21 protein-coding genes and 7 tRNA genes are annotated in these 22819 nt (G+C 59.8%); 11 read left to right on the forward strand and 17 right to left on the reverse strand.

Annotated features, from left to right (window positions below; translation table 11 throughout):
* Positions 1–7: 7 nt before the first annotated feature.
* From crr to cysZ, 5 genes are all read right to left on the reverse strand, one after another.
* On the reverse strand, positions 8–517 hold the full coding sequence (gene crr / locus C1N62_RS04485; RefSeq protein ID WP_137762499.1) for a PTS glucose transporter subunit IIA: 510 nt from the start codon (positions 515–517) through the stop codon (positions 8–10).
* A 46-nt stretch (positions 518–563) separates the two neighbouring features.
* Positions 564–2291, reverse strand: a complete 1728-nt coding sequence (gene ptsI / locus C1N62_RS04490) for a phosphoenolpyruvate-protein phosphotransferase PtsI (protein WP_137762500.1) — start codon at positions 2289–2291, stop codon at positions 564–566.
* Between the two features lie 48 nt (positions 2292–2339).
* Positions 2340–2597, reverse strand: a complete 258-nt coding sequence (gene ptsH / locus C1N62_RS04495) for a phosphocarrier protein Hpr (protein WP_137762501.1) — start codon at positions 2595–2597, stop codon at positions 2340–2342.
* A gap of 419 nt (positions 2598–3016) precedes the next feature.
* Positions 3017–3967, reverse strand: a complete 951-nt coding sequence (cysK, locus tag C1N62_RS04500; protein WP_137762502.1) for a cysteine synthase A — start codon at positions 3965–3967, stop codon at positions 3017–3019.
* 165 nt (positions 3968–4132) lie between these two features.
* On the reverse strand, positions 4133–4900 hold the full coding sequence (cysZ, locus tag C1N62_RS04505; RefSeq protein WP_137762503.1) for a sulfate transporter CysZ: 768 nt from the start codon (positions 4898–4900) through the stop codon (positions 4133–4135).
* A 237-nt stretch (positions 4901–5137) separates the two neighbouring features.
* Between cysZ and zipA the strand changes: the two genes are divergently transcribed.
* The 3 genes from zipA to C1N62_RS04520 all read left to right on the forward strand — a co-directional run bounded on the left by zipA (position 5138) and on the right by C1N62_RS04520 (position 8486).
* Positions 5138–6172 (forward strand): cell division protein ZipA, encoded by a 1035-nt coding sequence (gene zipA / locus C1N62_RS04510; RefSeq protein WP_137762504.1) that lies wholly within the window; start codon positions 5138–5140, stop codon positions 6170–6172.
* 71 nt (positions 6173–6243) lie between these two features.
* Positions 6244–8271: an NAD-dependent DNA ligase LigA gene (gene ligA / locus C1N62_RS04515; RefSeq protein WP_137762505.1), complete on the forward strand. Its 2028-nt coding sequence runs from the start codon at positions 6244–6246 to the stop codon at positions 8269–8271.
* On the forward strand, positions 8271–8486 hold the full coding sequence (locus C1N62_RS04520; protein WP_137764902.1) for a DUF3820 family protein: 216 nt from the start codon (positions 8271–8273) through the stop codon (positions 8484–8486). The genes ligA and C1N62_RS04520 overlap by 1 nt, the downstream gene beginning before the upstream one ends.
* 38 nt (positions 8487–8524) lie before the next feature.
* On the opposite strand, the gene C1N62_RS04525 is transcribed toward C1N62_RS04520, so the two are convergent.
* On the reverse strand, positions 8525–9511 hold the full coding sequence (locus tag C1N62_RS04525) for a bile acid:sodium symporter family protein (protein ID WP_137762506.1): 987 nt from the start codon (positions 9509–9511) through the stop codon (positions 8525–8527).
* A 91-nt stretch (positions 9512–9602) separates the two neighbouring features.
* Between C1N62_RS04525 and C1N62_RS04530 the strand changes: the two genes are divergently transcribed.
* A complete protein-coding gene (locus tag C1N62_RS04530; RefSeq protein WP_137762507.1) occupies positions 9603–10532 on the forward strand; it encodes a LysR family transcriptional regulator in 930 nt (309 codons plus the stop codon).
* A 3-nt stretch (positions 10533–10535) separates the two neighbouring features.
* On the opposite strand, the gene C1N62_RS04535 is transcribed toward C1N62_RS04530, so the two are convergent.
* On the reverse strand, positions 10536–10886 hold the full coding sequence (locus tag C1N62_RS04535; protein WP_137762508.1) for a FlxA-like family protein: 351 nt from the start codon (positions 10884–10886) through the stop codon (positions 10536–10538).
* Positions 10887–11145: 259 nt separating this feature from the next.
* Here C1N62_RS04535 and eat point away from each other — a divergent pair, with 259 nt between their 5' ends.
* The 3 genes from eat to eutC are packed head-to-tail and all read left to right on the forward strand — an operon-like array spanning position 11146 to position 14754.
* The gene (gene eat, locus C1N62_RS04540) at positions 11146–12573 is read left to right on the forward strand and encodes an ethanolamine permease (RefSeq protein ID WP_137762509.1); all 1428 of its coding nucleotides are present in this window, start codon (positions 11146–11148) and stop codon (positions 12571–12573) included.
* A 13-nt stretch (positions 12574–12586) separates the two neighbouring features.
* Positions 12587–13975 (forward strand): ethanolamine ammonia-lyase subunit EutB, encoded by a 1389-nt coding sequence (locus tag C1N62_RS04545; protein WP_137762510.1) that lies wholly within the window; start codon positions 12587–12589, stop codon positions 13973–13975.
* Positions 13972–14754, forward strand: coding sequence for an ethanolamine ammonia-lyase subunit EutC (gene eutC, locus C1N62_RS04550; RefSeq protein ID WP_137762511.1), 783 nt, complete (start codon positions 13972–13974; stop codon positions 14752–14754). The genes C1N62_RS04545 and eutC overlap by 4 nt, the downstream gene beginning before the upstream one ends.
* A 164-nt stretch (positions 14755–14918) precedes the next feature.
* On the opposite strand, the gene C1N62_RS04555 is transcribed toward eutC, so the two are convergent.
* The 6 genes from C1N62_RS04555 to C1N62_RS04580 form a co-directional block, all read right to left on the reverse strand.
* Positions 14919–14994: transfer RNA gene (locus C1N62_RS04555), tRNA-Val, on the reverse strand.
* Between the two features lie 40 nt (positions 14995–15034).
* Positions 15035–15110: transfer RNA gene (locus tag C1N62_RS04560), tRNA-Lys, on the reverse strand.
* A gap of 7 nt (positions 15111–15117) precedes the next feature.
* Positions 15118–15193 (reverse strand) — tRNA-Val (locus C1N62_RS04565).
* Between the two features lie 27 nt (positions 15194–15220).
* Positions 15221–15296: transfer RNA gene (locus C1N62_RS04570), tRNA-Val, on the reverse strand.
* A gap of 45 nt (positions 15297–15341) precedes the next feature.
* A tRNA-Val gene (locus tag C1N62_RS04575) sits at positions 15342–15417 on the reverse strand.
* 86 nt (positions 15418–15503) lie between these two features.
* Positions 15504–15692, reverse strand: a complete 189-nt coding sequence (locus C1N62_RS04580; RefSeq protein ID WP_137762512.1) for a hypothetical protein — start codon at positions 15690–15692, stop codon at positions 15504–15506.
* Between C1N62_RS04580 and gltX the strand changes: the two genes are divergently transcribed.
* The gene (gene gltX, locus C1N62_RS04585) at positions 15691–17106 is read left to right on the forward strand and encodes a glutamate--tRNA ligase (protein WP_137762513.1); all 1416 of its coding nucleotides are present in this window, start codon (positions 15691–15693) and stop codon (positions 17104–17106) included. The two genes, C1N62_RS04580 and gltX, sit on opposite strands and share 2 nt — an antisense overlap.
* Before the next feature lie 63 nt (positions 17107–17169).
* Here gltX and C1N62_RS04590 read toward each other — a convergent pair whose 3' ends face one another.
* Entirely contained in the window at positions 17170–17553 is a 384-nt protein-coding gene (locus C1N62_RS04590; protein WP_168195804.1) for a YfeC-like transcriptional regulator, read from the reverse strand.
* Between the two features lie 161 nt (positions 17554–17714).
* Positions 17715–18497 carry a formate/nitrite transporter family protein gene (locus tag C1N62_RS04595; protein WP_137762515.1) on the reverse strand — a complete coding sequence of 261 codons (783 nt, stop codon included), beginning with the start codon at positions 18495–18497 and terminating at the stop codon, positions 17715–17717.
* 376 nt (positions 18498–18873) lie between these two features.
* Between C1N62_RS04595 and C1N62_RS04600 the strand changes: the two genes are divergently transcribed.
* Positions 18874–18949, forward strand: a tRNA-Ala gene (locus tag C1N62_RS04600).
* Positions 18950–19020: 71 nt separating this feature from the next.
* Positions 19021–19096: transfer RNA gene (locus tag C1N62_RS04605), tRNA-Ala, on the forward strand.
* Positions 19097–19233: 137 nt separating this feature from the next.
* Here C1N62_RS04605 and C1N62_RS04610 read toward each other — a convergent pair.
* Complete coding sequence (locus C1N62_RS04610) at positions 19234–20421, reverse strand: NupC/NupG family nucleoside CNT transporter (RefSeq protein ID WP_137762516.1); 1188 nt, start codon at positions 20419–20421, stop codon at positions 19234–19236.
* A 398-nt stretch (positions 20422–20819) separates the two neighbouring features.
* Here C1N62_RS04610 and C1N62_RS04615 point away from each other — a divergent pair, with 398 nt between their 5' ends.
* The gene (locus C1N62_RS04615) at positions 20820–22049 is read left to right on the forward strand and encodes an Nramp family divalent metal transporter (RefSeq protein ID WP_137762517.1); all 1230 of its coding nucleotides are present in this window, start codon (positions 20820–20822) and stop codon (positions 22047–22049) included.
* Between the two features lie 83 nt (positions 22050–22132).
* Here the strand turns inward: C1N62_RS04615 and C1N62_RS04620 are convergent, their stop codons facing one another.
* Positions 22133–22441, reverse strand: coding sequence for a DUF2502 domain-containing protein (locus C1N62_RS04620; protein WP_137762518.1), 309 nt, complete (start codon positions 22439–22441; stop codon positions 22133–22135).
* Positions 22442–22819 lie beyond the last annotated feature (378 nt).

Below are 22819 nucleotides of genomic sequence, written 5' to 3' on the forward strand. Positions count from 1 at the left end.
GAAGAGATTATTTACGGATGCGGATTACCGGGGTCTCGCCCACGGTCACGCTGCCGGAGAGCTTAATCAGCTCCTTGATCTCATCCATGTTGGAGATGACCACCGGCGTCAGCGTGGATTTGGCTTTCTCTTCCAGCAGCGGCAGGTTGAACTCAATGACGACGTCGCCCTTCTTAACGCGCTGGCCCTCTTCAGCGATGCGTTTGAAGCCTTCGCCTTTCAGTTCCACGGTATCGATGCCGAAGTGGACAAACAGCTCAATGCCACTGTCGGATTCGATAGAGAAAGCATGGTTGGTTTCAAAGATCTTGCCGATGGTGCCGTCAACCGGGGCAACCATCTTGTTGCCGGCAGGTTTGATGGCGATGCCATCACCCACGATCTTCTCGGCAAACACCACATCTGGCACATCTTCAATGTTGACGATTTCACCAGAGAGCGGCGCTACGATCTCAATCGTGCCTGACTCTTTCTTATCATCAGAAACCAGCGATTTCAGTTTATCGAACAAACCCATGATCTTCTCCTAAGCATTAATTTGGGCGGCGTTCCACGCAGCAAAATCAGCAGAGTGTTTTCTCTTCGATGAACTTGTTCACCAAATTCATCAACTCTTGCGCCGTCGGTTGAGCCAGTGCCTCGTCGGCCAACGCCTTCACATCTTCGAAGTTCGTATTACGAATGATTTTCTTGATGCGTGGGATTGAAATTGCACTCATGCTGAACTCATCTAATCCCATGCCCAATAACAGCAGTGTAGCACGTTCGTCGCCTGCAAGCTCGCCGCACATGCCGGTCCATTTGCCTTCCGCGTGGGAAGCGTCAATCACCTGCTTAATCAGGCTTAAAACAGCCGGGGACATTGGGTTATATAGATGAGAAATCAGTTCATTGCCACGATCAACTGCCAGAGTATACTGGGTTAAATCGTTTGTCCCAATACTAAAGAAGTCAACTTCCTTGGCCATATGGTGCGCAATGGCCGCTGCCGCCGGGGTTTCCACCATCACGCCCACTTCGATGGTCTCATCGAAAGATTTGCCTTCATCGCGCAGTTGCGCCTTCAGCATCTCCAGCTCCTGCTTCAGCTCCCGCACCTCTTCAATTGAGATGATCATCGGGAACATGATGCGCAGTTTGCCAAAGGAGGAGGCACGCAGGATGGCGCGCAGCTGGGCGTGCAGGATCTCTTTGCGATCCATGCAGATACGGATAGCACGCCAGCCGAGGAACGGGTTCTCCTCTTTCGGCAGGTTCATGTACGGCAGGTCTTTGTCACCGCCGATGTCCATGGTGCGCACGATCACCGCCTGGGAGCCGACGGCCTCAGCCACCGCTTTATAGGCCTGGAACTGCTCCTCTTCGGTCGGCAGCGCGTCACGATCCATGAACAGGAATTCGGTACGGTAGAGGCCCACGCCCTCCGCGCCGTTGCGCTCTGCACCGGCGACATCGCGCACGGTACCGATGTTGGCGCACACTTCCACCTGATGGCCATCCAGCGTAATGGCTGGCAGGTCTTTCAACTTCGCCAGATCGTTCTTTTCGGTCAGGTACTGGTTCTGTACCGCCTTCAGCTCATCAATCACATCGGCAGTCGGGTTGACGTAGATGTGGTTGTTGACGGCGTCCAGAATCAGGTAGTCGCCGTTGGTGACCTGCTTGGTGACGTCGCTGGTGCCCACAATCGCTGGCAGCTCCAGGGAGCGCGCCATGATGGAGGTGTGGGAGGTGCGGCCGCCCAGATCAGTGATGAAACCGAGCACCTTGTTCAGGTTGAGCTGCGCAGTCTCAGAAGGGGTCAGGTCGGTCGCCACCAGAATCACTTCATCCTGAATGGAGCCGAGGTCAACAATGTGCATGCCGAGGATGTTGCGCAGCAGGCGCTTGCCAATGTCGCGCACGTCAGCGGCGCGCTCTTTCAGGTACTCATCATCCAGATCTTCCAGCGCGTTGGCCTGGGTCTCAATGACGGCGTAGGCGGCGGCATCTGCGGTGGCATGCTCATCTTTGATGAGGGCTATGATTTCCTGCTCAAGCTCTTCGTCTTCCAGCAGCATGATGTGGCCTTCGAAGATTGCTTCTTTCTCTTCCCCGAAGGTCTCGCCGGCTTTGGTCTTGATGATTTCCAGCTGCGCGGAGGCTTTCGCCCGGCCAGCCAGGAAACGCTCGACTTCACTCTCAACTTGCTCTGCAGAGATTTTTTTCCGGTCGATGATAATTTCATCTTCTTTCAGCAGAAGAGCCTTACCGAAAGCGATACCCGGTGATACTAAAATGCCTGAAATCATAACCCTACCTTACTCTTGACTGGTGTTAACTAATAAAGACGGGCCTTCTTATTCAAGCTCAGCCATCAGTTTTACCAAATGCTCGACGGCTTGTTGCTCGTCTTCGCCTTCAGCAGAGATAGTCACGACAGTCCCTTGGGTCAGACCGAGGGTTTGCAGTTTGAACAGGCTCTTGGCGCTGGCGCTTTTGCCGTTGGAAGTCACGGTGATCTCAGAGGCGAAACCCTTCGCTTCTTTCACAAATTGTGCAGCAGGGCGAGTGTGCAGACCATTCGGAGCGGTAATTGTAACTTCTTGCTGGAACATTATATTTCCCCAACTTATTGGATTAATGTTGTGGAGCTAAAGTTTAGCGCAGTTGCCCAACTTTAGCCTGTTTGGTCGCGCCTGACGGGCAGGAGCAAACGTAGATACACCAGGAAGCATCAACGCCGCACAAGTACAGCCTCCGGTGCGGGACGCTTCCAATCTGCACCCCATTATGCCGTGTTTTGCCGGGATGTAACAAACCAGTAAAACGATTCAGCGGCAATCTGGCGCGGGGCAAGATTAATTTTGCGCATCGAAATAATTGCTCGCTTAAATACTAGACCTGCCGGTTAAAAGCAATCTGTGACAGCTGCAAACTTTGATGCAGCCCACAAAAAAGCACCCATAAGGGTGCTTTTTTCATCGTATCGGCAGACAAATGCTTCGCAGGGCAGATGTTGCAAATGTTGCAAAGATTATTCCGCCGCCAGATCGGCAAACAGCGCGGTGCTGAGGTAGCGCTCGCCGGAGGAGGGCAGGATCACCACGATGGTTTTGTCAGCAAAGCCCGGCTCTTCCGCCAGTTTCACCGCCGCCGTCACAGCCGCGCCGGAAGAGATGCCGGCCAAAATGCCTTCCTCTTCCATCAGGCGGCGCGCCATGCTCATGGATTCGTCATTGCTGATTTTGGCAACGCGGTCCAGCAGCTCCAGATCGAGGTTACCGGGGATGAAGCCAGCGCCAATGCCCTGGATTTTGTGCGGGCCGGGTTTGACCTCTTCACCCGCCAGCGTCTGGCTGATGACCGGGGAGTCGGTTGGCTCAACCGCCACCAGCGTGATCTCCGGGTTCTTGCTCTTCAGGAAGCGGCCCGCGCCGGTGATGGTGCCGCCGGTGCCCACGCCCGCGATCAGCACGTCCACCTGGCCGTCGGTGTCTTCCCAGATCTCCGGGCCGGTGGTTTTCTCATGAATCTCCGGGTTGGCCGGGTTGCTGAACTGCTGGAGGATCAGGTAACGATCCGGGTCAGAGGCCTGGATCTCCTCGGCCTTGGCGATGGCGCCCTTCATGCCCTTCGCACCTTCGGTCAGCACCAGATTGGCACCCAGCGCTTTCAGCAGCTTGCGGCGCTCCACGCTCATGGTCTCTGGCATGGTCAGCGTCAGCTTGTAGCCGCGCGCGGCCGCCACGTAGGCCAGCGCGATGCCGGTGTTGCCGCTGGTCGGCTCAACCAGTTCTTTGCCTTCAGTCAGGATGCCGCGCTTCTCGGCGTCCCAAATCATGTTGGCGCCGATGCGGCACTTGACGCTGAAGCTCGGGTTACGTGATTCGACCTTGGCGAGAATGCGGCCGTTGCCGATACGGTTCAGACGTACCAGCGGCGTGTGGCCGATTGTCAGTGAGTTGTCTTCATAGATCTTGCTCATAACCCGTCCTTTAACTGGTTGAAAATTTTGGGGAACGTCAAGAGCATACGCTATCGATTGGCGCAGGGAAGTAAAGAATTAGTATATCTATATGTTATTAGGAAATATGTTTTTAGCACAACAGGAAGGGCAGGGCGGGGGGCTGGCCCCCCGCCAAAAAACGGCTCAGCGTGGCGGCAGGGCGTGCTGCGCGCGGTAGCGGTCAACCCACATGGCGGTGGCACCGCAGACGGCCACCGGCATGATGAACAGGTTCACCAGCGGGATCATGGTGAACAGGCTGACCAGCGCGCCGAACTGCAAATTGTGCAGCTTGTGGCGGCGCAGCGACTGGCGCATGGCAGCGAAACTCACCTTGTGGTTGTCAAACGGATAGTCACAGTACTGGATGGCCAGCATCCAGGCGCTGAACACAAACCACAGCACCGGGGCCACGGTCTGGCCGATGCCGGGGATGAAGTAGAGCGCCAGCAGCACCAGCGCGCGCGGCAGGTAGTAGGCCAGCTTCAGCCACTCACGCTTCATGATGCGCGGCAGGTCTTTCAGGATGCCGACGAACCCGCTGTCCGGCAGCGGCTTGCCGGTCAGCCGGCCTTCCAACTGCTCTGCCAGCAGGCCGTTGAAGGGGGCGGCAATCCAGTTCACCAGCGTGCTGAACAGGTAGCTGAACACCAGCAGGATAGAGATCACCGCCAACGGCCACAGCAGGTAGTTGAGCCACTGTAACCAGCTCGGCACATAGCCCATCAATTGTGGGATCCACGCCTCCAGCCGGGTGAAGAGCCACCAGAAGGCGCCGCCCATCAGCAGGATGTTGAGCAGCATGGGCACGAGGATAAAACGCTTGAGGCCGGGCAGGGAGAGCAGGCGCCATCCCTCGGCGACATAGTGGAAACCGTTCGCCCCGGTGGGGGCGCGTCGTGGTTCAGGCATAAACAGCGGATCTCAGGGTGATCATTCGTGGCGGCTATCATATCGGGGGGATTTTCCGCTGGCTAGTCGCCAATCGCTGGAAAAAACAGCAGAAAAAGGTGCGCACTTCATGTTTATGCCGGGAAAATAGAGTCAATACTTGCACTTGTGTACGCGGGCAAATAGAGTTACTAGATGAATGTTTTCTGCGGCGTTCAAGGCCGTGGTGGCAATGTATAAAAGCAACTAGAGATAGCAATGATGCAGGATTTGCGTCTGATACTAATCGTTGTTGGCGCGATCGCCATAATAGCGCTGTTGCTGCATGGTTTATGGACCAGCCGCAAAGAGCGCTCCGCCCTGTTCCGCGATCGTCCAGCCAAGCGAACCAAGAAAGAGCGAAATAGCGCCCCGGCCGAGGATGTGGACGAAGGGGTCAGTGAGGTACGGGTGCGCGCCGCCCATGCCCATGATGAGCCAGAGCTGGGTCAGTTTGATGAGCCTGAAGCCGCGCCGGTACGCCGTGCGCCGCCCCAGCCTGCGCCCGCTGCCCGCCAGCCGGAGCCGGCACCCCAGCCTGCGCCGCGTCGCCAGCCTGCGCCTGTTGCCGAGGGTGATGACCCGCTGCTAAATGGCTACTCCGCTGCCGAGCCGGCCACCGCGCCGACGCCGCGCCAGCGTGACGTGCCAGAGCGTGAGCCAGTGCACACCTTCGTGCCCGCCGATGAGGATGAGGATCTGCCGATGTTTGGCAGCGCGGATGAGCCGGAGCCAGCTCCCTCCCGTCCAGCCGCGGCCCCGGTTGCCCCGGCCGCGCCTGCGCAACCGGAACCGGTAGTGCCACCGGTGCCGCCGCGCGAAAAATTGAGAGAGACCGTGCTGGTGCTGCATGTGGCCGCCCATCAGGGTGGCGTGATTGGCGGCGAGGTGCTGTTGCAGAGTGTGTTGCAGGCTGGCTTCCAATTTGGGCAGATGAACATTTTCCATCGCCACCTCAGCCCGGCCGGTAGCGGCCCAGTGCTGTTCAGCCTGGCCAACATGGTGAAACCCGGCTCCTTTGACCCGGACACCATGTCGGACTTCTCCACGCCCGGCATCACGATGTTCATGATGGTGCCGTGCTATGGCGACGCCAACCAGAACTTCAAACTGCTGCTGCAATCCGCCCAGCGCATTGCCGATGATGTTGGCGGCGTGGTGCTGGATGATGAGCGCCGCATGATGACGCCGCAGAAGCTGGAGACCTATAAGGCCCGCATCCGCGAAGTGCTGGAGGCGACCGCCGAGTCCTGATAGCCGGCGCCTCTGCCCCTTCCTGACCAACCCCCGCCTGCCGGGGGTTTTTTATCTTCAAATGGTGAGCCATGGAATCGATCATTCAACAAATCAATCAACTGCGGGCCTCACTGCGCCACCACGAATACCAGTACCATGTCCTTGACGCCCCAGAGATCCCAGATGCCGAATATGACCGGCTGATGCGCGAGCTGCGCGAGCTGGAGACGGCGCACCCGGAGCTGATCACCGCTGACTCACCGACCCAGCGGGTCGGGGCCGCGCCACTCACCGCCTTTGAGCAGGTGCGCCATGAGGTGCCGATGCTGTCGCTGGACAACGTCTTCGACGAGGAGAGTTATCTGGCGTTCAACAAGCGGGTGCAGGATCGCCTGAAGAGTGCCGATACCCTGACCTTCTGTTGCGAACTGAAGCTGGATGGGCTGGCGGTCAGCCTGCTGTATGAAGATGGGGAGCTGGTGCGCGCCGCCACCCGCGGCGACGGCACCACCGGCGAGAACATCACCGCCAACGTGCGTACCATCCGCGCCATCCCGCTGCGCCTGACCGGTGACAATATCCCGCGCCGGGTGGAAGTACGCGGCGAGGTGTTCATGCCGCAGCGCGGCTTTGAGGCGTTGAATGAGGAGGCGCGCCGCACGGGCGGCAAGGTGTTCGCCAACCCGCGCAACGCCGCGGCTGGCTCACTGCGCCAGCTGGATCCGCGCATCACCGCCAAGCGCCCGCTGACCTTCTTCTGCTACGGCGTCGGTGTGCTGGAGGGCGGCGAGCTGCCGCGCAGCCACTGGCAGCGGTTGATGCAGTTCCGCGAATGGGGCCTGCCGGTCAGTGACCGCATCCGCCTGTGCAACGGCAGCGAGGAAGTGCTGGCGTTCTACCACCAGATTGAGCAGGCGCGCACCGGCCTTGGTTTTGACATCGATGGCGTGGTGATCAAGGTGGACTCCCTCGATCTGCAAGAGGCGCTCGGCTTTGTCGCGCGTGCGCCGCGCTGGGCCATCGCCTTTAAATTCCCGGCGCAGGAGCAGGTGACCACTGTCCGCGACGTGGAGTTCCAGGTCGGCCGCACCGGCGCCATCACGCCGGTGGCGCGGCTGGAGCCGGTATTGGTGGCGGGCGTGACAGTGAGTAACGCCACGCTGCACAACGCCGATGAGATTGAGCGCCTCGGTTTGCGCATCGGTGACACCGTGATTGTGCGCCGCGCTGGCGACGTCATCCCGCAGGTGGTGGGGGTGGTGTTGAGCGAGCGCCCGGAGCACGTGCGTGAGGTGACGTTCCCCACCGCCTGCCCGGTCTGTGGCTCTGACGTGGAGCGCGTGGAGGGCGAAGCGGTGGCGCGCTGCACCGGCGGCCTGTTCTGTGGTGCGCAGCGCAAGGAGTCGCTCAAGCACTTTGTCTCGCGCCGGGCGATGGACGTCGATGGCATGGGCGATAAAATCATCGACCAGCTGGTGGAGAAGGAGTACGTCAAGACGCCCGCCGATCTCTTCCGCCTGAGCGCTGGCGTGCTGACCGGGCTGGATCGTATGGGGCCGAAGTCGGCGCAGAATCTGGTCAACGCGCTGCAAAAGGCCAAAGAGACCACGCTGGCGCGTTTCCTCTATGCGCTGGGCATCCGTGAGGTGGGCGAGGCGACCGCCGCCAACCTGGCGGCGCACTTTGGCTCGGTGGAGGCGCTGCGTGCCGCCGATCTGGAGGCGCTCAAAAGCGTGCAGGACGTGGGCGACATCGTGGCGAAGCATGTGCGTAACTTCCTGGAGGAGGCGCACAACCAGCAGGTGATTGACGAGCTGCTCGACCCGGCCATCGGCATCCACTGGCCGGCGGTGCAGGTGATTGTGCCTGAGGAGATTGACAGCCCGTTCGCGGGCAAGACCGTGGTGCTGACCGGCTCGCTCAGCATCCTGTCGCGTGACGAGGCCAAGGATCGCCTGACGGCGCTGGGTGCCAAGGTGAGCGGCAGCGTGTCGAAGAAAACCGATCTGCTGATCGCGGGAGAGGCGGCTGGCTCGAAACTGGCCAAGGCGCAGGAGCTGGGGATTGAGGTGATTGATGAGGCGGAGATGGTGCGCCGGCTGGACGCCTCCGCATGATGGATAAAGAGGATCTCATCGCCCTCGCCAACACCCCGATGCCGTTTGGCAAATATCAGGGCCGGATGCTGATTGACCTGCCGGAGGAGTACCTGCTGTGGTTCGCCCGCAAAGAGGCGTTCCCGGCCGGGAAACTCGGGCAGTTGCTGGCACTGACGCTGGCGATCAAAACCGAGGGGCTGGAGGGGCTGGTCACGCCGCTGAAACGCGGCTGACCCTCCCCAAAGGGCGTGGCGCAGGCCACGCCCTTTTTTTATGCCTTGTCAGCTGCCGGGGTGAGGGCGGCGGCCTGCCGCTGCTGGTAGCGCTTCGCCAGCACCGCGCAGGTCATCAACTGCACCTGATGAAACAGCATCAGCGGCAGCACCATGACCCCAACGCTGGCGGCCGGGAACAGGATATTTGCCATCGGCACGCCATTCGCCAGACTCTTTTTCGAGCCGCAGAAGACAATGGTTATCTCATCCGGTCGGCTGAAGCCCAGCCGCCGCGCCACGAACATATTGAAGGCCAGAATAATCGCCAGCAGCACGGCGCAGAACAGCAGGATGGCCAGCAGTGACCCAATCCCCACCTGATGCCAGATGCCGTGCGTCACCGCCTCGCTGAAGGCGGAGTAGACCACCAGCAGGATGGAGGCCTGATCGGTCTTGCCAATCACCTTCTTATGGCGGCTGATCCAGCCCGCCAGCCACGGGCGCGACAGGTGGCCGAGCACGAAGGGCACCAGCAGTTGCAGCACGATGGAGCCAACCTGCGACAGCATATGCTGCTCGCCGCTATGGACGTTCATCAGCAGCCCCACCAACATTGGCGAGACGAAGATGCCGAGCAAACTGGAGGCGGAGGCGCTACACACCGCCGCCGCCACGTTGCCGCCCGCCAGCGAGGTGAAGGCAATCGCGGACTGTACGGTGGCGGGCAAAATGCAGAGGTAGACAAAGCCAGCGTAGATCTCCGGGCTGACCGGCAGCGGCGACCACCACTGCAACGCCATGCCCAGCAGCGGGAAGATGATGAAGGTGCTGCACATCACCAGCAGGTGCAGCCGCCAGTTATTGCTGCCCGCCAGAATCGCTTCACGCGAGAGCTTGGCGCCGTGCATAAAGAACAGCAGGGCCACGGCGGCAGTGGTCAGGTGGCTGAAAAAGGGCACAAAGGCTCCCTGTGCTGGCAGCAGCGAAGCGAGCACCACGGTGCCAATCAGGGTCAGGGTATAGGGATCAGGTAAAAAGCGCATAAGGGTTCCATCACGGGAGTGAATGGCTATTGTGACCGGTTGGGATACAATGAAAAAATTGATTTATTTAATCCATTGATGAATTTTCCCCATGAACTACTCCCTGCGCCAGTTACGTACCTTTGTCGCCATCGCCCGCCACGGCAGCTTTAGCCGCGCTGGCGAGGCAATCGGCCTGAGCCAGTCTGCGGTCAGCCACAGCATCAAGGAGCTGGAGGCGGAGGTAGGCATCCGGCTGCTGGATCGCACCACCCGCGAAGTGGTGCTGACCGACGCCGGGCAACGGCTGGCACCACGGGTGGAGCGCCTGCTAGAGGAGTTGCAGGCGGCGCTGCTGGACAGCCGCAGCTTTGGCACCCAGCACACCGGCACGGTGCGCGTCGCCTCCAGCCAGACCATCTCCGCCCACCTGATGCCGCAGCGCATCGCCGATGGCGCGGCGCGCTTCCCGGAGATTCGCCTGACGCTGCGCGACCAGCCGCAACAACAGGTGCTGCACAGCGTGCGCAATGCCGAGGTCGATTTCGGTATCGTGATCGATCCGGTGACGGCCGCGGATCTGCACTGCGAGGTAATCATGCAGGAGCCATTCTTGCTGCTTTGCCGGGATGATCACCCCTTTGCCGGGCAGGCGCAGGCGAACTGGCGTGACCTGGAGGGGCAGGCGCTGGTGTTGCAGGATTACGCCTCCGGCAGCCGGATGCTGATTGACCGGGCACTGGCGGAGCAGGGGGTGACGGCGGAGATTGTGCAGGAGATTGGGCACCCGGTGACGCTCTACCCGATGGTGGAGGCTGGCATTGGCATTGGCGTTTTGCCCGCGCTGGCACTGCCACTGCCCGCTGGCAGTCGGCTGGCGGTGCGGGTGCTGCACCCGGTGGTCAACCGCAGCCTGATGCTGGTGCGGCGGAAAAATCGCTCCCTCTCCCCGGCGGCGGAAGCGATTTGGCAAGTGGTGCAGGCGCAGGCCGCCGCCCTGACCCAGCGCCGACAGCAGCAGCCGAACTGGCCGCAGGCCTAGGGCTTAGACGTAGATATCGATCTGGTTGGTGTCGCTCGGGCGGTTCACCCCTTCGGTGCGGGCGCTGTAGGCGCTGTCGCTGCTGGCGGTGTTGGCGGCCTGCTGCTTCTGCTGGGCGGCCTGCGCCTGCTGTGCCTCCAGCCGGGCAATCTGCGCCTGCAACTGCGCGATCTGCGCCTGCAACAGGTCTTTCTGCTTCTGCACCTCGTCAGAGCTTTCTGAGGAGTTGCTCAGGTCTTTCACCTGTTGGGTCAGTTTCTGTACCTGCTTGGTGAGCTGGGCGATCTGCTGGGCCGGATCGCTGCCGCCGCTGCTCTGGGTGGCGCTGGTGCCGGTTGCACTGATGGTGGTCATGGTCTCTCTCCGAATGTCAGCCCGGAAGGTGGGCAAACTGGGTATCGGCGAGGCCCTGTGGCGCTTTATCGGTCTTTCGAATTTTTTACACTTACCCGCCACGGTGCAACCCGCGCCCCGCCTGCCCCGCGCTGGAGCAGCGCCGCGTACCGGCGTCGCCAATCGGAAAAAAGTGTTGCCGGGTCAACGCGCCCGCTGGCCCTCGCATCTGGTACAGCCTTTGCAGCATCCCAGGACACCATACCGAGGGGAGAGAGCCATGCACACCACATCCGCACCTGACGCCCGGCCCGCGCTGAAACGCACGCTGGGCAGCTTTCACCTGTGGGGGATCGCCGTTGGGCTGGTGATCTCCGGCGAATACTTTGGCTGGAGCTACGGCTGGGCGCAGGCCGGTACGCTGGGTTTTTTGGTCACCGCGCTGCTGGTCGCCACCATGTACTGCGCCTTTATCTTCAGCTTTACCGAGCTGACCACCGCCATCCCGCACGCTGGCGGGCCGTTCGCCTACGCCTACCGCGCCTTTGGCCCGACCGGTGGCTTCATCGCCGGGTTTGCCACGCTGGTGGAGTTTGTCTTCGCCCCACCGGCGATTGCGATGGCGATTGGCGCCTACCTCAACGTGCAGTTCCCGGCCATCAACCCGAAGTGGGTGGCGGTGGGGGCGTACCTGATCTTCATGACGCTCAACCTCCTTGGCGTGTCGCTGGCCGCCACCTTTGAGCTGCTGGTGACGCTGCTGGCGATTTTTGAGCTGCTGGTGTTCATGGGCGTGGTGGCACCGGGCTTTGATGCCGCCAATTTCATGCAGGGCGGTTGGGCGGGCAGTGACGTCTTCACCTCCGCCGCGCTGCCGGGCATGTTCGCCGCCATCCCATTTGCCATTTGGTTTTTCCTGGCGATAGAGGGGGCGTCGATGGCGGCAGAGGAGGCGCGCGAGCCGCAGCGCACCATCCCGCGCGCCTTTATCGGCGGTATCCTGACCCTGACGCTGCTGGCGCTGGGCGTGATGCTGTTCGCGGGCGGGGTGGGGGAGTGGCGGCAGCTGGCCAATATCAACGATCCACTGCCGCAGGCGATGAAACGGGTGGTGGGCAGTGACAGCGGCTGGCTGCACATGCTGGTATGGCTGGGGCTGTTTGGGCTGATCGCCTCGTTCCACGGCATCATCATGGGCTATTCGCGGCAGATTTTCGCCCTGGCGCGCGCCGGATACCTGCCAGCGCGGCTGTCGGCGGTCAATGGCCGTTTCCACACGCCGCACTGGGCCATTCTGGCTGGCGGGGTGGTCGGCATCGCCGCCATCTTCTCCGACTCTTTGGTGACGTTGGGGGGCCTGCCGCTGACCGCCAATATCGTCACCATGTCGGTATTTGGCGCGATCGTGATGTATATCATCTCGATGGCGTCGCTGTTCCGGCTGCGCCGTCGCGAGCCGTTGCTCATCCGGCCCTTCCGCGCGCCGCTCTACCCGCTATTACCGGCGTTGGCGTTGGGGTTGGCTGTGGTCTGCCTCGCGGCCATGATCTATTATAACCCCTTGCTGGCGCTGATATTTGCCGCCATGATGCTGCTGGCGTATGCCTGGTACTGCATCACCCACCATTCACGCCGCGCCGCCGCCTGCGATCCGCATTTGCAGATTGCCGAACCGCTGAAGGCCGCGGCAGTTAAACCTGGCAAATAAGAGACTGAGAACTATGTTTCAGGCCACCCTGAGTCACCGCAGCTATCGGTTCCGCGATCTCCGCGATCTGATGGCCAAAGCCTCGCCGGCGCGATCCGGCGACTATCTGGCAGGCGTGGCGGCCGAGAGCGCCGAGGAGCGCATGGCGGCGCGGATCGCCCTCGCGGATCTGCCGCTGACGGCCTTTTTGCAGCAGGCGCTGATCCCCTATGAGCAGGATGAGGTGACGCGCCTGATCATCGACAGCCATGACGCGTTGGCCTTCGCACCGCTGTCACACCTGACGGTAGGCGGGTTCCGCGACTGGCTGCTCTCCGAGCGTTGCGACAGCGCCCAGTTGGCGGCCGTCGCCGCGGGCATTACGCCGGAGATGGCGGCGGCGGTCAGCAAGCTGATGCGTAATCAGGATTTGATTCTGGTGGCGAAAAAGTGCCGGGTGGTGACCGCCTTTCGCAATACCATTGGCCTGCCGGGCCGCCTGAGCGTGCGGTTGCAGCCCAACCATCCCACCGACAGCCTGCCGGGCATCGCTGCCGCGCTGCTCGACGGCCTGCTGTATGGCGCGGGCGATGCGGTGATTGGCGTCAACCCGGCCAGCGACAGCCTGCCGCAACTGGCGCAGCTACATGAGATGCTGGACGAGGTGATCCAGCGCTTCGCCATTCCCACCCAGTCCTGCGTGCTGACCCATGTCACCAATACGCTGCAACTGATGGAGCGCGGCGCGCCGGTCGATCTGGTGTTCCAGTCGATTGCTGGCACCGAGGCGGCAAACCGCGGCTTCGGCATTGACCTGGCGCTGCTGGCAGAGGCCCAACAGGCGGCGCTCAGCCTGCAACGCGGCACCGTCGGCCAGAATGTGATGTATTTCGAGACCGGGCAGGGGAGTTGCCTCTCTGCCAACGCCCACGCTGGCATTGACCAGCAAACCTGCGAGGCGCGCGCCTATGCGGTGGCGCGCCACTTCTCGCCGCTGCTGGTCAACACGGTGGTGGGCTTTATCGGGCCGGAGTATTTATATGACGGCAAGCAGATTATCCGCGCCGGGCTGGAGGATCACTTCTGCGGTAAGCTGATGGGGCTGCCGCTGGGGTGCGACGTCTGCTACACCAACCACGCCGAGGCGGATCAGGATGACATGGACACCCTGCTGACGCTGCTGGGCACCGCTGGCCTGACCTTCCTGATTGGCGTGCCGGGCGCGGATGACATTATGCTGAATTACCAGAGCACCTCCTTCCATGACGCCCTCTATGTGCGCGAACTGTTGGGGCTGAAACATGCGCCGGAGTTCGCCGCCTGGCTGGCGCAGATGGAGATCATTGATGAACAAGGACGGCTGCGCGACCCGCGCGCGGGCCACCCACTGCTGCAACACCTGCCACAGGGACGACTTGCATGAAAAAACCGCCACTCAATCCCGCCTGGCGCCGCCTGCAACAGTTTACCGCGGCGCGCATCGCCCTCGGGCGTACCGGGGCCAGCCTGCCGACGCAGGCGCTGCTGGAGTTCGGGCTGGCACACGCTCAGGCGCGGGACGCGGTGCACCAGCCCTTTGACAGCGATACCCTGGCGCTGCAACTGGAGGCGGAACTGTTCAACACCCTGACGGTGCAGAGCGCGGCGGTGGATCGCCCCACCTACCTGCGCCGCCCGGATCTGGGCCGACAACTCAATGCCGCCAGCCGCGAACTGCTGCGCGAGCAGCGGCGCAAGGGGGCAGATCTGGCGCTGGTGATTGGCGATGGCCTCTCCTCCAAAGCGGTATACCGTCAGGCGCTGCCCTTGATCACCGCCCTCGATCCCTATTTGCGTGAACTGGGGCTGACGCTGGCACCGGTGGTGCTGGCCCATCAGGCGCGGGTGGCGCTAAGCGATGAGATTGGCGAATTATTGCAGGCGAAAATGGTGGTGATGCTGATTGGCGAACGGCCGGGCCTCTCCTCGCCAGACAGCCTGGGCGCGTACCTCACCTGGCAACCGCACCGTGAGCGGCTGATGTCTGAGCGCAACTGCGTCTCCAATATCCGGCCAGAGGGGCTGGACTACCCGCAAGCGGCCTTCAAGCTCGCCTGGCTGCTGGAGCAGGCGTTCCAGCGTCGGCTGACGGGCATTGCGCTGAAAGACGAGAGCGACAACCCAGCGTTGCATGGTCGCATCACGCCACGTTTGGCAAAATAGGCACGGCAGGGCGAGGGCGGCCCTGTTTAACCGCAGGCAACAGCGAACAGAGATAACGCAGGCGTGGAAATAGGGAAAAGCAAAACAGGAATAGCGTAAGAGCACGGAAAAAGTAGAGAAATCGTGCGTTGGAATAACAGGAGATAATCAAGGGGAGTGAGAAATGGTGGGCGATGACGGGCTCGAACCGCCGACCCCCTCCGTGTAAAGGAGATGCTCTACCAACTGAGCTAATCGCCCATTTCTCAAATCTAAAACTCAACTGGCATGAACCAGATGATGGTGGGTCGTGCAGGATTCGAACCTGCGACCAATTGATTAAAAGTCAACTGCTCTACCAACTGAGCTAACGACCCGCAGAAGTGGTGGGTGATGACGGGCTCGAACCGCCGACCCCCTCCGTGTAAAGGAGATGCTCTACCAACTGAGCTAATCACCCACTTCTGGTTTGCGTAAGGGTGAGAGATGGTGGGCGATGACGGGCTCGAACCGCCGACCCCCTCCGTGTAAAGGAGATGCTCTACCAACTGAGCTAATCGCCCATGTCTCACGTCTTACTGCTTTATCACAACAGGCCACCTGTTTAGTGGTGGGCGATGACGGGCTCGAACCGCCGACCCCCTCCGTGTAAAGGAGATGCTCTACCAACTGAGCTAATCGCCCCCGTCGTGATGGAGTCGCATTATAGGGATAGTTCGAAGTGAGTCAACGCTTTTTCCGGAGAAAATAATCGTTCGCCGCAAAAGTAATCAGGATGCGATATTTATCGCCAGCGCTGCCGGTTCTTTATGCATATCTTTGATGAATGAGCGAAAGGCGAGGGCGGCAATCGTTGAGGAAATGATGTGGAGTGGTAGAATGTTGCCCACTTTTTTCGTTCTTTCCGAGCAAGCAGTGGCCCATTCTGGCCCCATTGCGTAATAAGGCAGTGTTTCCATGAAAATCAAAACCCGTTTTGCCCCCAGCCCGACCGGCTACCTGCATGTCGGTGGCGCCCGTACCGCGCTCTACTCCTGGCTGTTCGCCCGCCATAATCAGGGCGAGTTTGTGCTGCGCATTGAAGACACCGACCTGGAACGCTCCACCCAGCAGGCGATTGACGCCATTATGGACGGGATGAACTGGCTGAACCTGGCGTGGGATGAAGGCCCCTACTACCAGACCAAGCGTTTTGACCGCTATAACCAGGTCATCGACCAGATGCTGGAGAATGGCACCGCCTATAAATGCTACTGCTCGAAGGAGCGTCTGGAAGCGCTGCGTGAAACCCAGATGGCGAACGGCGAGAAGCCGCGTTATGACGGCCGCTGCCGCGACAGCCATGAGCACCATGCGGCCGATGAGCCGTGCGTGGTGCGCTTCCGCAACCCGCAAGAGGGATCGGTGATCTTTGATGACCAGATCCGTGGGCCGATCGAGTTTAGCAACCAAGAGCTGGACGATCTGATCATTCGCCGTACCGATGGTTCACCCACCTACAACTTCTGTGTGGTGGTGGATGACTGGGATATGGAGATCACCCACGTAATCCGTGGTGAAGACCATATCAACAATACCCCGCGCCAGATCAACATCCTGAAAGCGCTGGGCGCGCCAGTGCCGGTCTATGCCCACGTCTCCATGATCCTCGGCGACGACGGCAAAAAGCTCTCCAAGCGCCACGGCGCGGTGGGCGTAATGCAGTATCGCGACGACGGCTACCTGCCGGAAGCGCTGCTCAACTATCTGGTGCGCCTTGGCTGGTCGCATGGCGATCAGGAGATCTTCTCGATTGAGGAGATGACCAACCTGTTCACCCTGGAAGCGATCAACAAATCCGCCAGCGCCTTCAACACCGAGAAGTTGCAGTGGCTGAACCACCACTACATCAACACCATGGCGCCGGAGTATGTGGCCACCCACCTGCAGTGGCACATTGAGCAGCTGGGCCTCGACACCCGCAACGGGCCGCAGCTGGCGGAGATCGTCACGCTGCTGGGCGAGCGTTGCAAAACGCTGAAAGAGATGGCGGAAGCCAGCCGCTACTTCTATGAAGACTTCAGCGAGTTTGATGCTGACGCGGCGAAGAAACACCTGCGCCCGGTGGCTCGCCAGCCGCTGGAGGCAGTGAAAGCGCAACTGGCTGCCATTACTGACTGGACGCCGGAGAACGTGCACCACGCCATTCAGGGCACGGCGGATGCGCTGGGCGTGGGCATGGGCAAGGTCGGGATGCCGCTGCGCGTGGCGGTCACCGGTGCCGGCCAGTCGCCGGGCATGGACGTGACCGTACACGCCATCGGCCAGCGCCGCACGCTGGCGCGCATTGATCAGGCCCTGGCTTACATCGCAGAGCGCGAAGCCCAGCAGTAAGGTTTTCGGGCAATAAAAAGGCCGGCGGGGGATGCCCCTGCCGGCCTTTTTTATTGCCTGATCTTACTCGTGCTGTCCCTCATCGTTCCCCTCTGGCGAGCCTTCGGCCAGTCCCAGCTTCTTCATAACGCCGGTGATACCCTCACGCAAAATGAACTGGGTGATCAGGTGCTTCTCACGCCGGTTCAGGCGTGCGAACGCTGCCGCCCAAATGTCACGCGGCTGGTTGGAGTGGGTGAGGTAGGTTGCCGGCTCCTCTTGAGCAGAGCGGGCCTGCGCCAGAAACGGCGCCACGCTGGCGAGCAGGAATTCATGCGCCCGGCCACCCTGAACGCCAGGGCGGCGGCGCTTAACCCAGTTCTCTTTGGCAGCGCGCTGGTTGATGCTCTGCTCAGTGTAGCCAGTCTTTTGCGCCAGCTCCTTGGGAGTGATCCATTCGTCAGCCATCATACTTCCCTGATGAGTAAAATTACGGGTTCGTGTTACGTCTTCATTTTACATGAATCACTAACAGGGGAGGCGGAAGTGGAAAAAGGCGCGATCTGGATCACAAGAAAAACTGCCCGCAGATGCGGGCAGTGAGCAGGGGGTAAAGCGAACGTCGGCGATTATGCCTGTTTGGCAACCATGCCCGGACGGTAGGCCAGGAAGTAAATCAGGCCAACAAAGCCTGCGCCACCCACGGCGTTGCCCAGGAACACCGCCACGAAGTTCGGCAGGTAGTCACCCCAGGTCAGGGCACCGGCAAAGATGGCCGCCGGGATGATGAACATGTTGGCAACCACGTGCTGGAAGCCGATCGCCACGAAGGCCATCACCGGGAACCACATGCCAATCACCTTGCCGCCCATCTCTTTACTGGCAAATGCCAGCCAGACGGCCAGACAGACCAGCCAGTTACAGCCGATGCCGGAGATAAAGGCGTGCAGGAAGTCCGCGTTGACCTTCGCCTGTGCGATGGCAACGGTCTTGCTCAGGTAGGCGCCTTCGGTCATGCCCAGGAAGTGGCCAAAGAAGTAAGCGACTGCCAGGCTGCCCATCAGGTTAGCCAGGGTGACCCAGAACCAGTTACGCACGATGGCGAGGCCCTTAATCTGACGCGAGAACCAGGCAATCGGCAGGGTCATCATGTTGCCGGTCAGCAGTTCGCCACCCGCCAGCACGGTCAGGATCAGGCCAACTGGGAAGACGGCCGCGCCCAGCAGGCCGCCGAAGGAGCCCCACTGTGGCGGCAGGGTGCCGATGACATGCAGGTCAAGCAGGAAGCCAGTAGCGATGAAGGCGCCAGCCATAAAGCCCAGGATAATCAGGTTCAGGATGGAGGCCTGGCTTTTCGCCACGCCGGCCTGTACGGCGAGTGTTGCAATTTCTTTAGGTGAATGCAGTGACATGTGTAGCCCGGATGTAAAGGTTATGATTTTAGCGCCAGCAGTCTAGTATGAGAATTATCTCAAAACAAGCGTGATTGTTTAGTGAGCTAACATTAATTTAAACCTTATCTAACATCATGATGTTAGCGAAAGCAGGGCAGCGGGGGCAGGACAGTGGCCAGACGGGCGCGTGCCGTCTCCTTAGGATTCAGCCCCAGCCGCGTGGAAAAGCCGTTAACACGGCTGATGAAAGTGGCAGGTTGGCGGCAAAAACGGCGGCAGGTACCGGATTTGATTGCTTTTTCAGCGTTTGAATAATTTGTCGGAATTAGCCGTTGACAGCATCAGGTGGGTTTCATATTATGCGCCCCGTCCACACGACATGTTGTGTTGATGAGGGGCTATAGCTCAGCTGGGAGAGCGCTTGCATGGCATGCAAGAGGTCGACGGTTCGATCCCGTCTAGCTCCACCAACTCACTTCTCAGGGGAGTTGGTTAAGGACTTTCACTTTTGGTCCCTAAAAATGAAGTGACCACATATTGTGGGGCTATAGCTCAGCTGGGAGAGCGCTTGCATGGCATGCAAGAGGTCGACGGTTCGATCCCGTCTAGCTCCACCAAATTTAGAAAAACCGGCTCAGGCCGGTTTTTTGCTTTCTGGCGTTTGCCACTTCTCTGCTCCCTACTGCTTTTCCTGCCATACCAAATCACAGGCAATAAAAAAGGCGCCGCAGCGCCTTTTAGAGAGATCGTCCGCTTAACCCAGCACCAGACCGGCGATAGAGGCGGAGAGCACGCTCACCAGCGTTGAGCCGTAGAGCAGCTTCAGGCCGAAGCGTGACACCACGTTGCCCTGATGCTCGTTCAGGCCCTTGATGGCGCCCGCCACAATCCCGATGGAGGAGAAGTTGGCGAAGGAGACCAGGAACACCGACAGAATGCCTTCCGCACGTGGGGAGAGGGTGGCAGCAATCTTCTGCAAGTCCATCATCGCCACGAACTCGTTGGAGACCATCTTGGTCGCCATGATACTGCCCACCTGCAACGCCTCGTTGGATGGCACGCCCATCACCCAGGCGAACGGGTAGAAGACGTAGCCCAGCAGCTCCTGGAAGGAGTGGCCGAACAGGGTGGAGAAGAGGGCGTTGACCGCGGAGATCAGGGCAATGAAGCCGATCAGCATCGCTGCCACAATAATTGCCACCTTAAAGCCCGCCAGAATGTATTCGCCCAGCATCTCGAAGAAGCTCTGTCCCTTGTGAAGCTCCCCCAGTTGCAGATCCTGCTCGCCCTCAACGCGGTACGGGTTGATCAGCGACAGCACGATAAAGGTGCTGAACATGTTCAGGATCAGCGCTGCCACCACATATTTCGGGTCAAGCATGGTCATGTAGGCGCCGACAATCGACATGGAAACCGTGGACATCGCCGTGGCGGCCATGGTGTACATGCGCTTCTCGGACATCTTGCCGAGAATGTCTTTGTAGGCGATGAAGTTTTCAGACTGCCCCAGAATCAGCGAGCTGACGGCGTTGAACGACTCCAGCTTGCCCATGCCGTTCACTTTCGACAGCACAGTACCGATCCAGCGGATGACAATCGGCAGCACACGGATGTGTTGCAGGATACCGATCAGGGCGGAGATAAAGACAATCGGGCAGAGCACTTTCAGGAAGAAGAAGGCCAGACCCTTGTCGCCCATTCCGCCGAAGACAAAGTCAGTACCTTGGGCGGCGTAGCCGAGCAGCTTGTCAAAGAAGTTGGCAAAGCCCTGAACAAAGCCTAAACCAACTTCCGAATTCAGGAAGAAGTAGGCGAGCAGGACTTCAATAACCAGTAGCTGTGCGATAAAACGTAAGCGTATGTTCTTGCGATCGTGACTGACCAACAGCGCCAGTATAGCGACCACAGCCAACGCCAACACGAAGTGTAGTATGCGGGACATGTGTGCTCCAAATTTGAGGCAGGCAATATTTCGGGGGACATTTTATGTAACGGCTACATTAAAAACGAGACATCAATTGCAAATATAAAAAGTCATGCTGCTAAAAGCAACGAAATGGCGCATTTATCAGCCACTTAAGAAACACATGTGCCAGCTGAATATTTGTGCTAGTTTTAATAATTGCGATAGTACGCGCTAAATTCTCGCGGACTGGGTAAATTTCGAACGGCAAAACCCTCAAAATACAGGGGACTCTGTGGTCTTCGTTCCCACAACTCTTTAGACACATCACTGCAGCCTATCAGTGAGATACAGAGAAGCGATGGAATTACGCTTGATAATGATTCTCATTAACCTGATGATGGCGGTAAGCTCACAATGATTAAGGGTTATAGGCTATGCTGAACAGCCGCGCTGACTCCACCAGCCGCACGTCCAGAAAAATCAAACTTTCCCTCATGGGGCCGGCGTTTATCGCCGCCATTGGCTACATCGATCCGGGTAACTTCGCCACCAATATTCAGGCGGGGGCCTCGTTCGGCTATCAGCTGCTGTGGGTGGTGGTGTGGGCCAACCTGATGGCCATGCTAATCCAGCTGCTGTCGGCCAAGCTGGGCATCGCCACCGGCAAGAATCTGGCGGAGCATATCCGTGACCGCTTCCCGCGCCCGGCCGTGTGGGCCTACTGGGTGCAGGCGGAGATCATCGCCATGGCGACCGATCTGGCGGAGTTCATCGGCGCGGCGATTGGCTTTAAGCTGCTGCTCGGCGTGTCGCTGCTACAGGGGGCCGTGCTGACCGGCATTGCCACCTTTATTATCCTGGCGATTCAGCGGCGTGGGCAGAAGCCGCTGGAGTGGGTGATTGGCGGCCTGCTGCTGTTTGTGGCGGCGGCCTACATTGTGGAGCTGTTCTTCTCGCAGCCCAAAATGACGGAGCTGGTGAAGGGGATGGCGCTGCCATCGCTGCCGGGCGCGGAGGCAGTCTATCTGGCCGCGGGCGTTCTGGGCGCGACCATTATGCCGCATGTCATCTATTTGCACTCGTCGCTCACCCAGCGTTCCGGCTCCAGTTCCAAGGCGGAGCGCTACTCCTCCACCAAGCTGGACGTGGCGATCGCCATGACCATCGCGGGCTTTGTCAATCTGGCGATGATGGCAACCGCCGCCGCGGCCTTCCACTTCAGCGGCCACAGCGGCATCAGTGAGCTGGATCAGGCTTACCTGACGCTGGAGCCGCTGCTGGGCCACGCCGCGGCCACCATCTTTGGCCTCAGTCTGGTGGCCGCCGGCCTCTCCTCCACGGTGGTGGGCACGCTGGCAGGGCAGGTGGTGATGCAGGGCTTTGTGCGCTTCTATATCCCGCTCTGGATCCGCCGCGTGGTGACCATGCTGCCCTCGTTCATCGTGATCCTGATGGGAATGGACGCCACCAAAATTCTGGTGATGAGCCAGGTGCTGCTGAGCTTCGGTATTGCGCTGGCGCTGCTGCCACTGCTCTCTTTTACCGGCAACCGCGAGCTGATGGGGGAGATGACCAACACCCCGCTGATGCAGAATTTAGGGCGGATGATTGTGGTGGTGGTGATTGGCTTGAACGCCTACCTGTTGATCAGCATGCTCCGCTAACAGGCAGAAAAGAGAAAGGCAGGCCCTTGGGCCTGCCTTTTTTTATTTGTTTTTATTATGTGCTGTGTGTGTCTTTGCCGTTATCAATGATGTCCATGGCCGCGGCCATGATCGTGGCCGTGGTCATGCCCCCAGCCGTGACCACGGGGCGGGCCGTGGTGCCAGCGCGGTGGGGGCGGCGGTGGCCGGTGGAAGCGGGGATGATGACGGCCCCACCAGGCACGGTCACGCCAGCGGTGTCCATCCCAGTAGTTGCCATGCCGGTCGCGGTCACCGATGGAGAGCGACAGACCGGGCATCCGTAAATCGAGGCCCCCCGCCTTGGCAGGCAGGACAGCCGGTAACAAGGCGACAAACAGGGTGCTCAACAAAAGTGTTTTTACTTTAACCATTCTTATTATCCTCCAGACCACCGTAGTGGATGGCATAGGTATACGGCTAAACATAAGCAACTTCTATAAGACAATGCGCCCTTTTGAATCCTTTACCCCTCTTAACAGATCACTGACAAAGCGGCAGATCATGGGGAAATTGTGGAGAGAGGCGGGAGCTGGCTGGCACAGGTTTAGCGAGGGAGATCGAGGGTAATAGCTTGATATTAAGAGTTATTTTTCACGTAATGCCAAGGTGAAAACTGTGGAGCGTGGGACAATGCTGGGTAAATGCATTGATAAGCAGCCTAATCTAATCCGGTGCGGCAGCGCGCGTCAATCAGCGGGTGAAGGTGGGCACGTCGTTAAAGGTTAATGAAAGTGTTCCTGCCGGTAGCT

Source organism: Nissabacter sp. SGAir0207 (genome assembly GCF_005491205.1).
Taxonomy (GTDB): domain Bacteria; phylum Pseudomonadota; class Gammaproteobacteria; order Enterobacterales; family Enterobacteriaceae; genus Chimaeribacter.

Coding starts and splice junctions, on each gene's coding strand:
- crr (WP_137762499.1), bottom strand. CDS start 517: ATGGGTTTGTTCGATAAACTGAAATCGCTGGTTTCTGATGATAAGAAA.
- ptsI (WP_137762500.1), bottom strand. CDS start 2,291: ATGATTTCAGGCATTTTAGTATCACCGGGTATCGCTTTCGGTAAGGCT.
- ptsH (WP_137762501.1), bottom strand. CDS start 2,597: ATGTTCCAGCAAGAAGTTACAATTACCGCTCCGAATGGTCTGCACACT.
- cysK (WP_137762502.1), bottom strand. CDS start 3,967: ATGAGCAAGATCTATGAAGACAACTCACTGACAATCGGCCACACGCCG.
- cysZ (WP_137762503.1), bottom strand. CDS start 4,900: ATGCCTGAACCACGACGCGCCCCCACCGGGGCGAACGGTTTCCACTAT.
- zipA (WP_137762504.1), top strand. CDS start 5,138: ATGATGCAGGATTTGCGTCTGATACTAATCGTTGTTGGCGCGATCGCC.
- ligA (WP_137762505.1), top strand. CDS start 6,244: ATGGAATCGATCATTCAACAAATCAATCAACTGCGGGCCTCACTGCGC.
- C1N62_RS04520 (WP_137764902.1), top strand. CDS start 8,271: ATGGATAAAGAGGATCTCATCGCCCTCGCCAACACCCCGATGCCGTTT.
- C1N62_RS04525 (WP_137762506.1), bottom strand. CDS start 9,511: ATGCGCTTTTTACCTGATCCCTATACCCTGACCCTGATTGGCACCGTG.
- C1N62_RS04530 (WP_137762507.1), top strand. CDS start 9,603: ATGAACTACTCCCTGCGCCAGTTACGTACCTTTGTCGCCATCGCCCGC.
- C1N62_RS04535 (WP_137762508.1), bottom strand. CDS start 10,886: ATGACCACCATCAGTGCAACCGGCACCAGCGCCACCCAGAGCAGCGGC.
- eat (WP_137762509.1), top strand. CDS start 11,146: ATGCACACCACATCCGCACCTGACGCCCGGCCCGCGCTGAAACGCACG.
- C1N62_RS04545 (WP_137762510.1), top strand. CDS start 12,587: ATGTTTCAGGCCACCCTGAGTCACCGCAGCTATCGGTTCCGCGATCTC.
- eutC (WP_137762511.1), top strand. CDS start 13,972: ATGAAAAAACCGCCACTCAATCCCGCCTGGCGCCGCCTGCAACAGTTT.
- gltX (WP_137762513.1), top strand. CDS start 15,691: ATGAAAATCAAAACCCGTTTTGCCCCCAGCCCGACCGGCTACCTGCAT.
- C1N62_RS04580 (WP_137762512.1), bottom strand. CDS start 15,692: ATGGAAACACTGCCTTATTACGCAATGGGGCCAGAATGGGCCACTGCT.
- C1N62_RS04590 (WP_168195804.1), bottom strand. CDS start 17,553: ATGGCTGACGAATGGATCACTCCCAAGGAGCTGGCGCAAAAGACTGGC.
- C1N62_RS04595 (WP_137762515.1), bottom strand. CDS start 18,497: ATGTCACTGCATTCACCTAAAGAAATTGCAACACTCGCCGTACAGGCC.
- C1N62_RS04610 (WP_137762516.1), bottom strand. CDS start 20,421: ATGTCCCGCATACTACACTTCGTGTTGGCGTTGGCTGTGGTCGCTATA.
- C1N62_RS04615 (WP_137762517.1), top strand. CDS start 20,820: ATGCTGAACAGCCGCGCTGACTCCACCAGCCGCACGTCCAGAAAAATC.
- C1N62_RS04620 (WP_137762518.1), bottom strand. CDS start 22,441: ATGGTTAAAGTAAAAACACTTTTGTTGAGCACCCTGTTTGTCGCCTTG.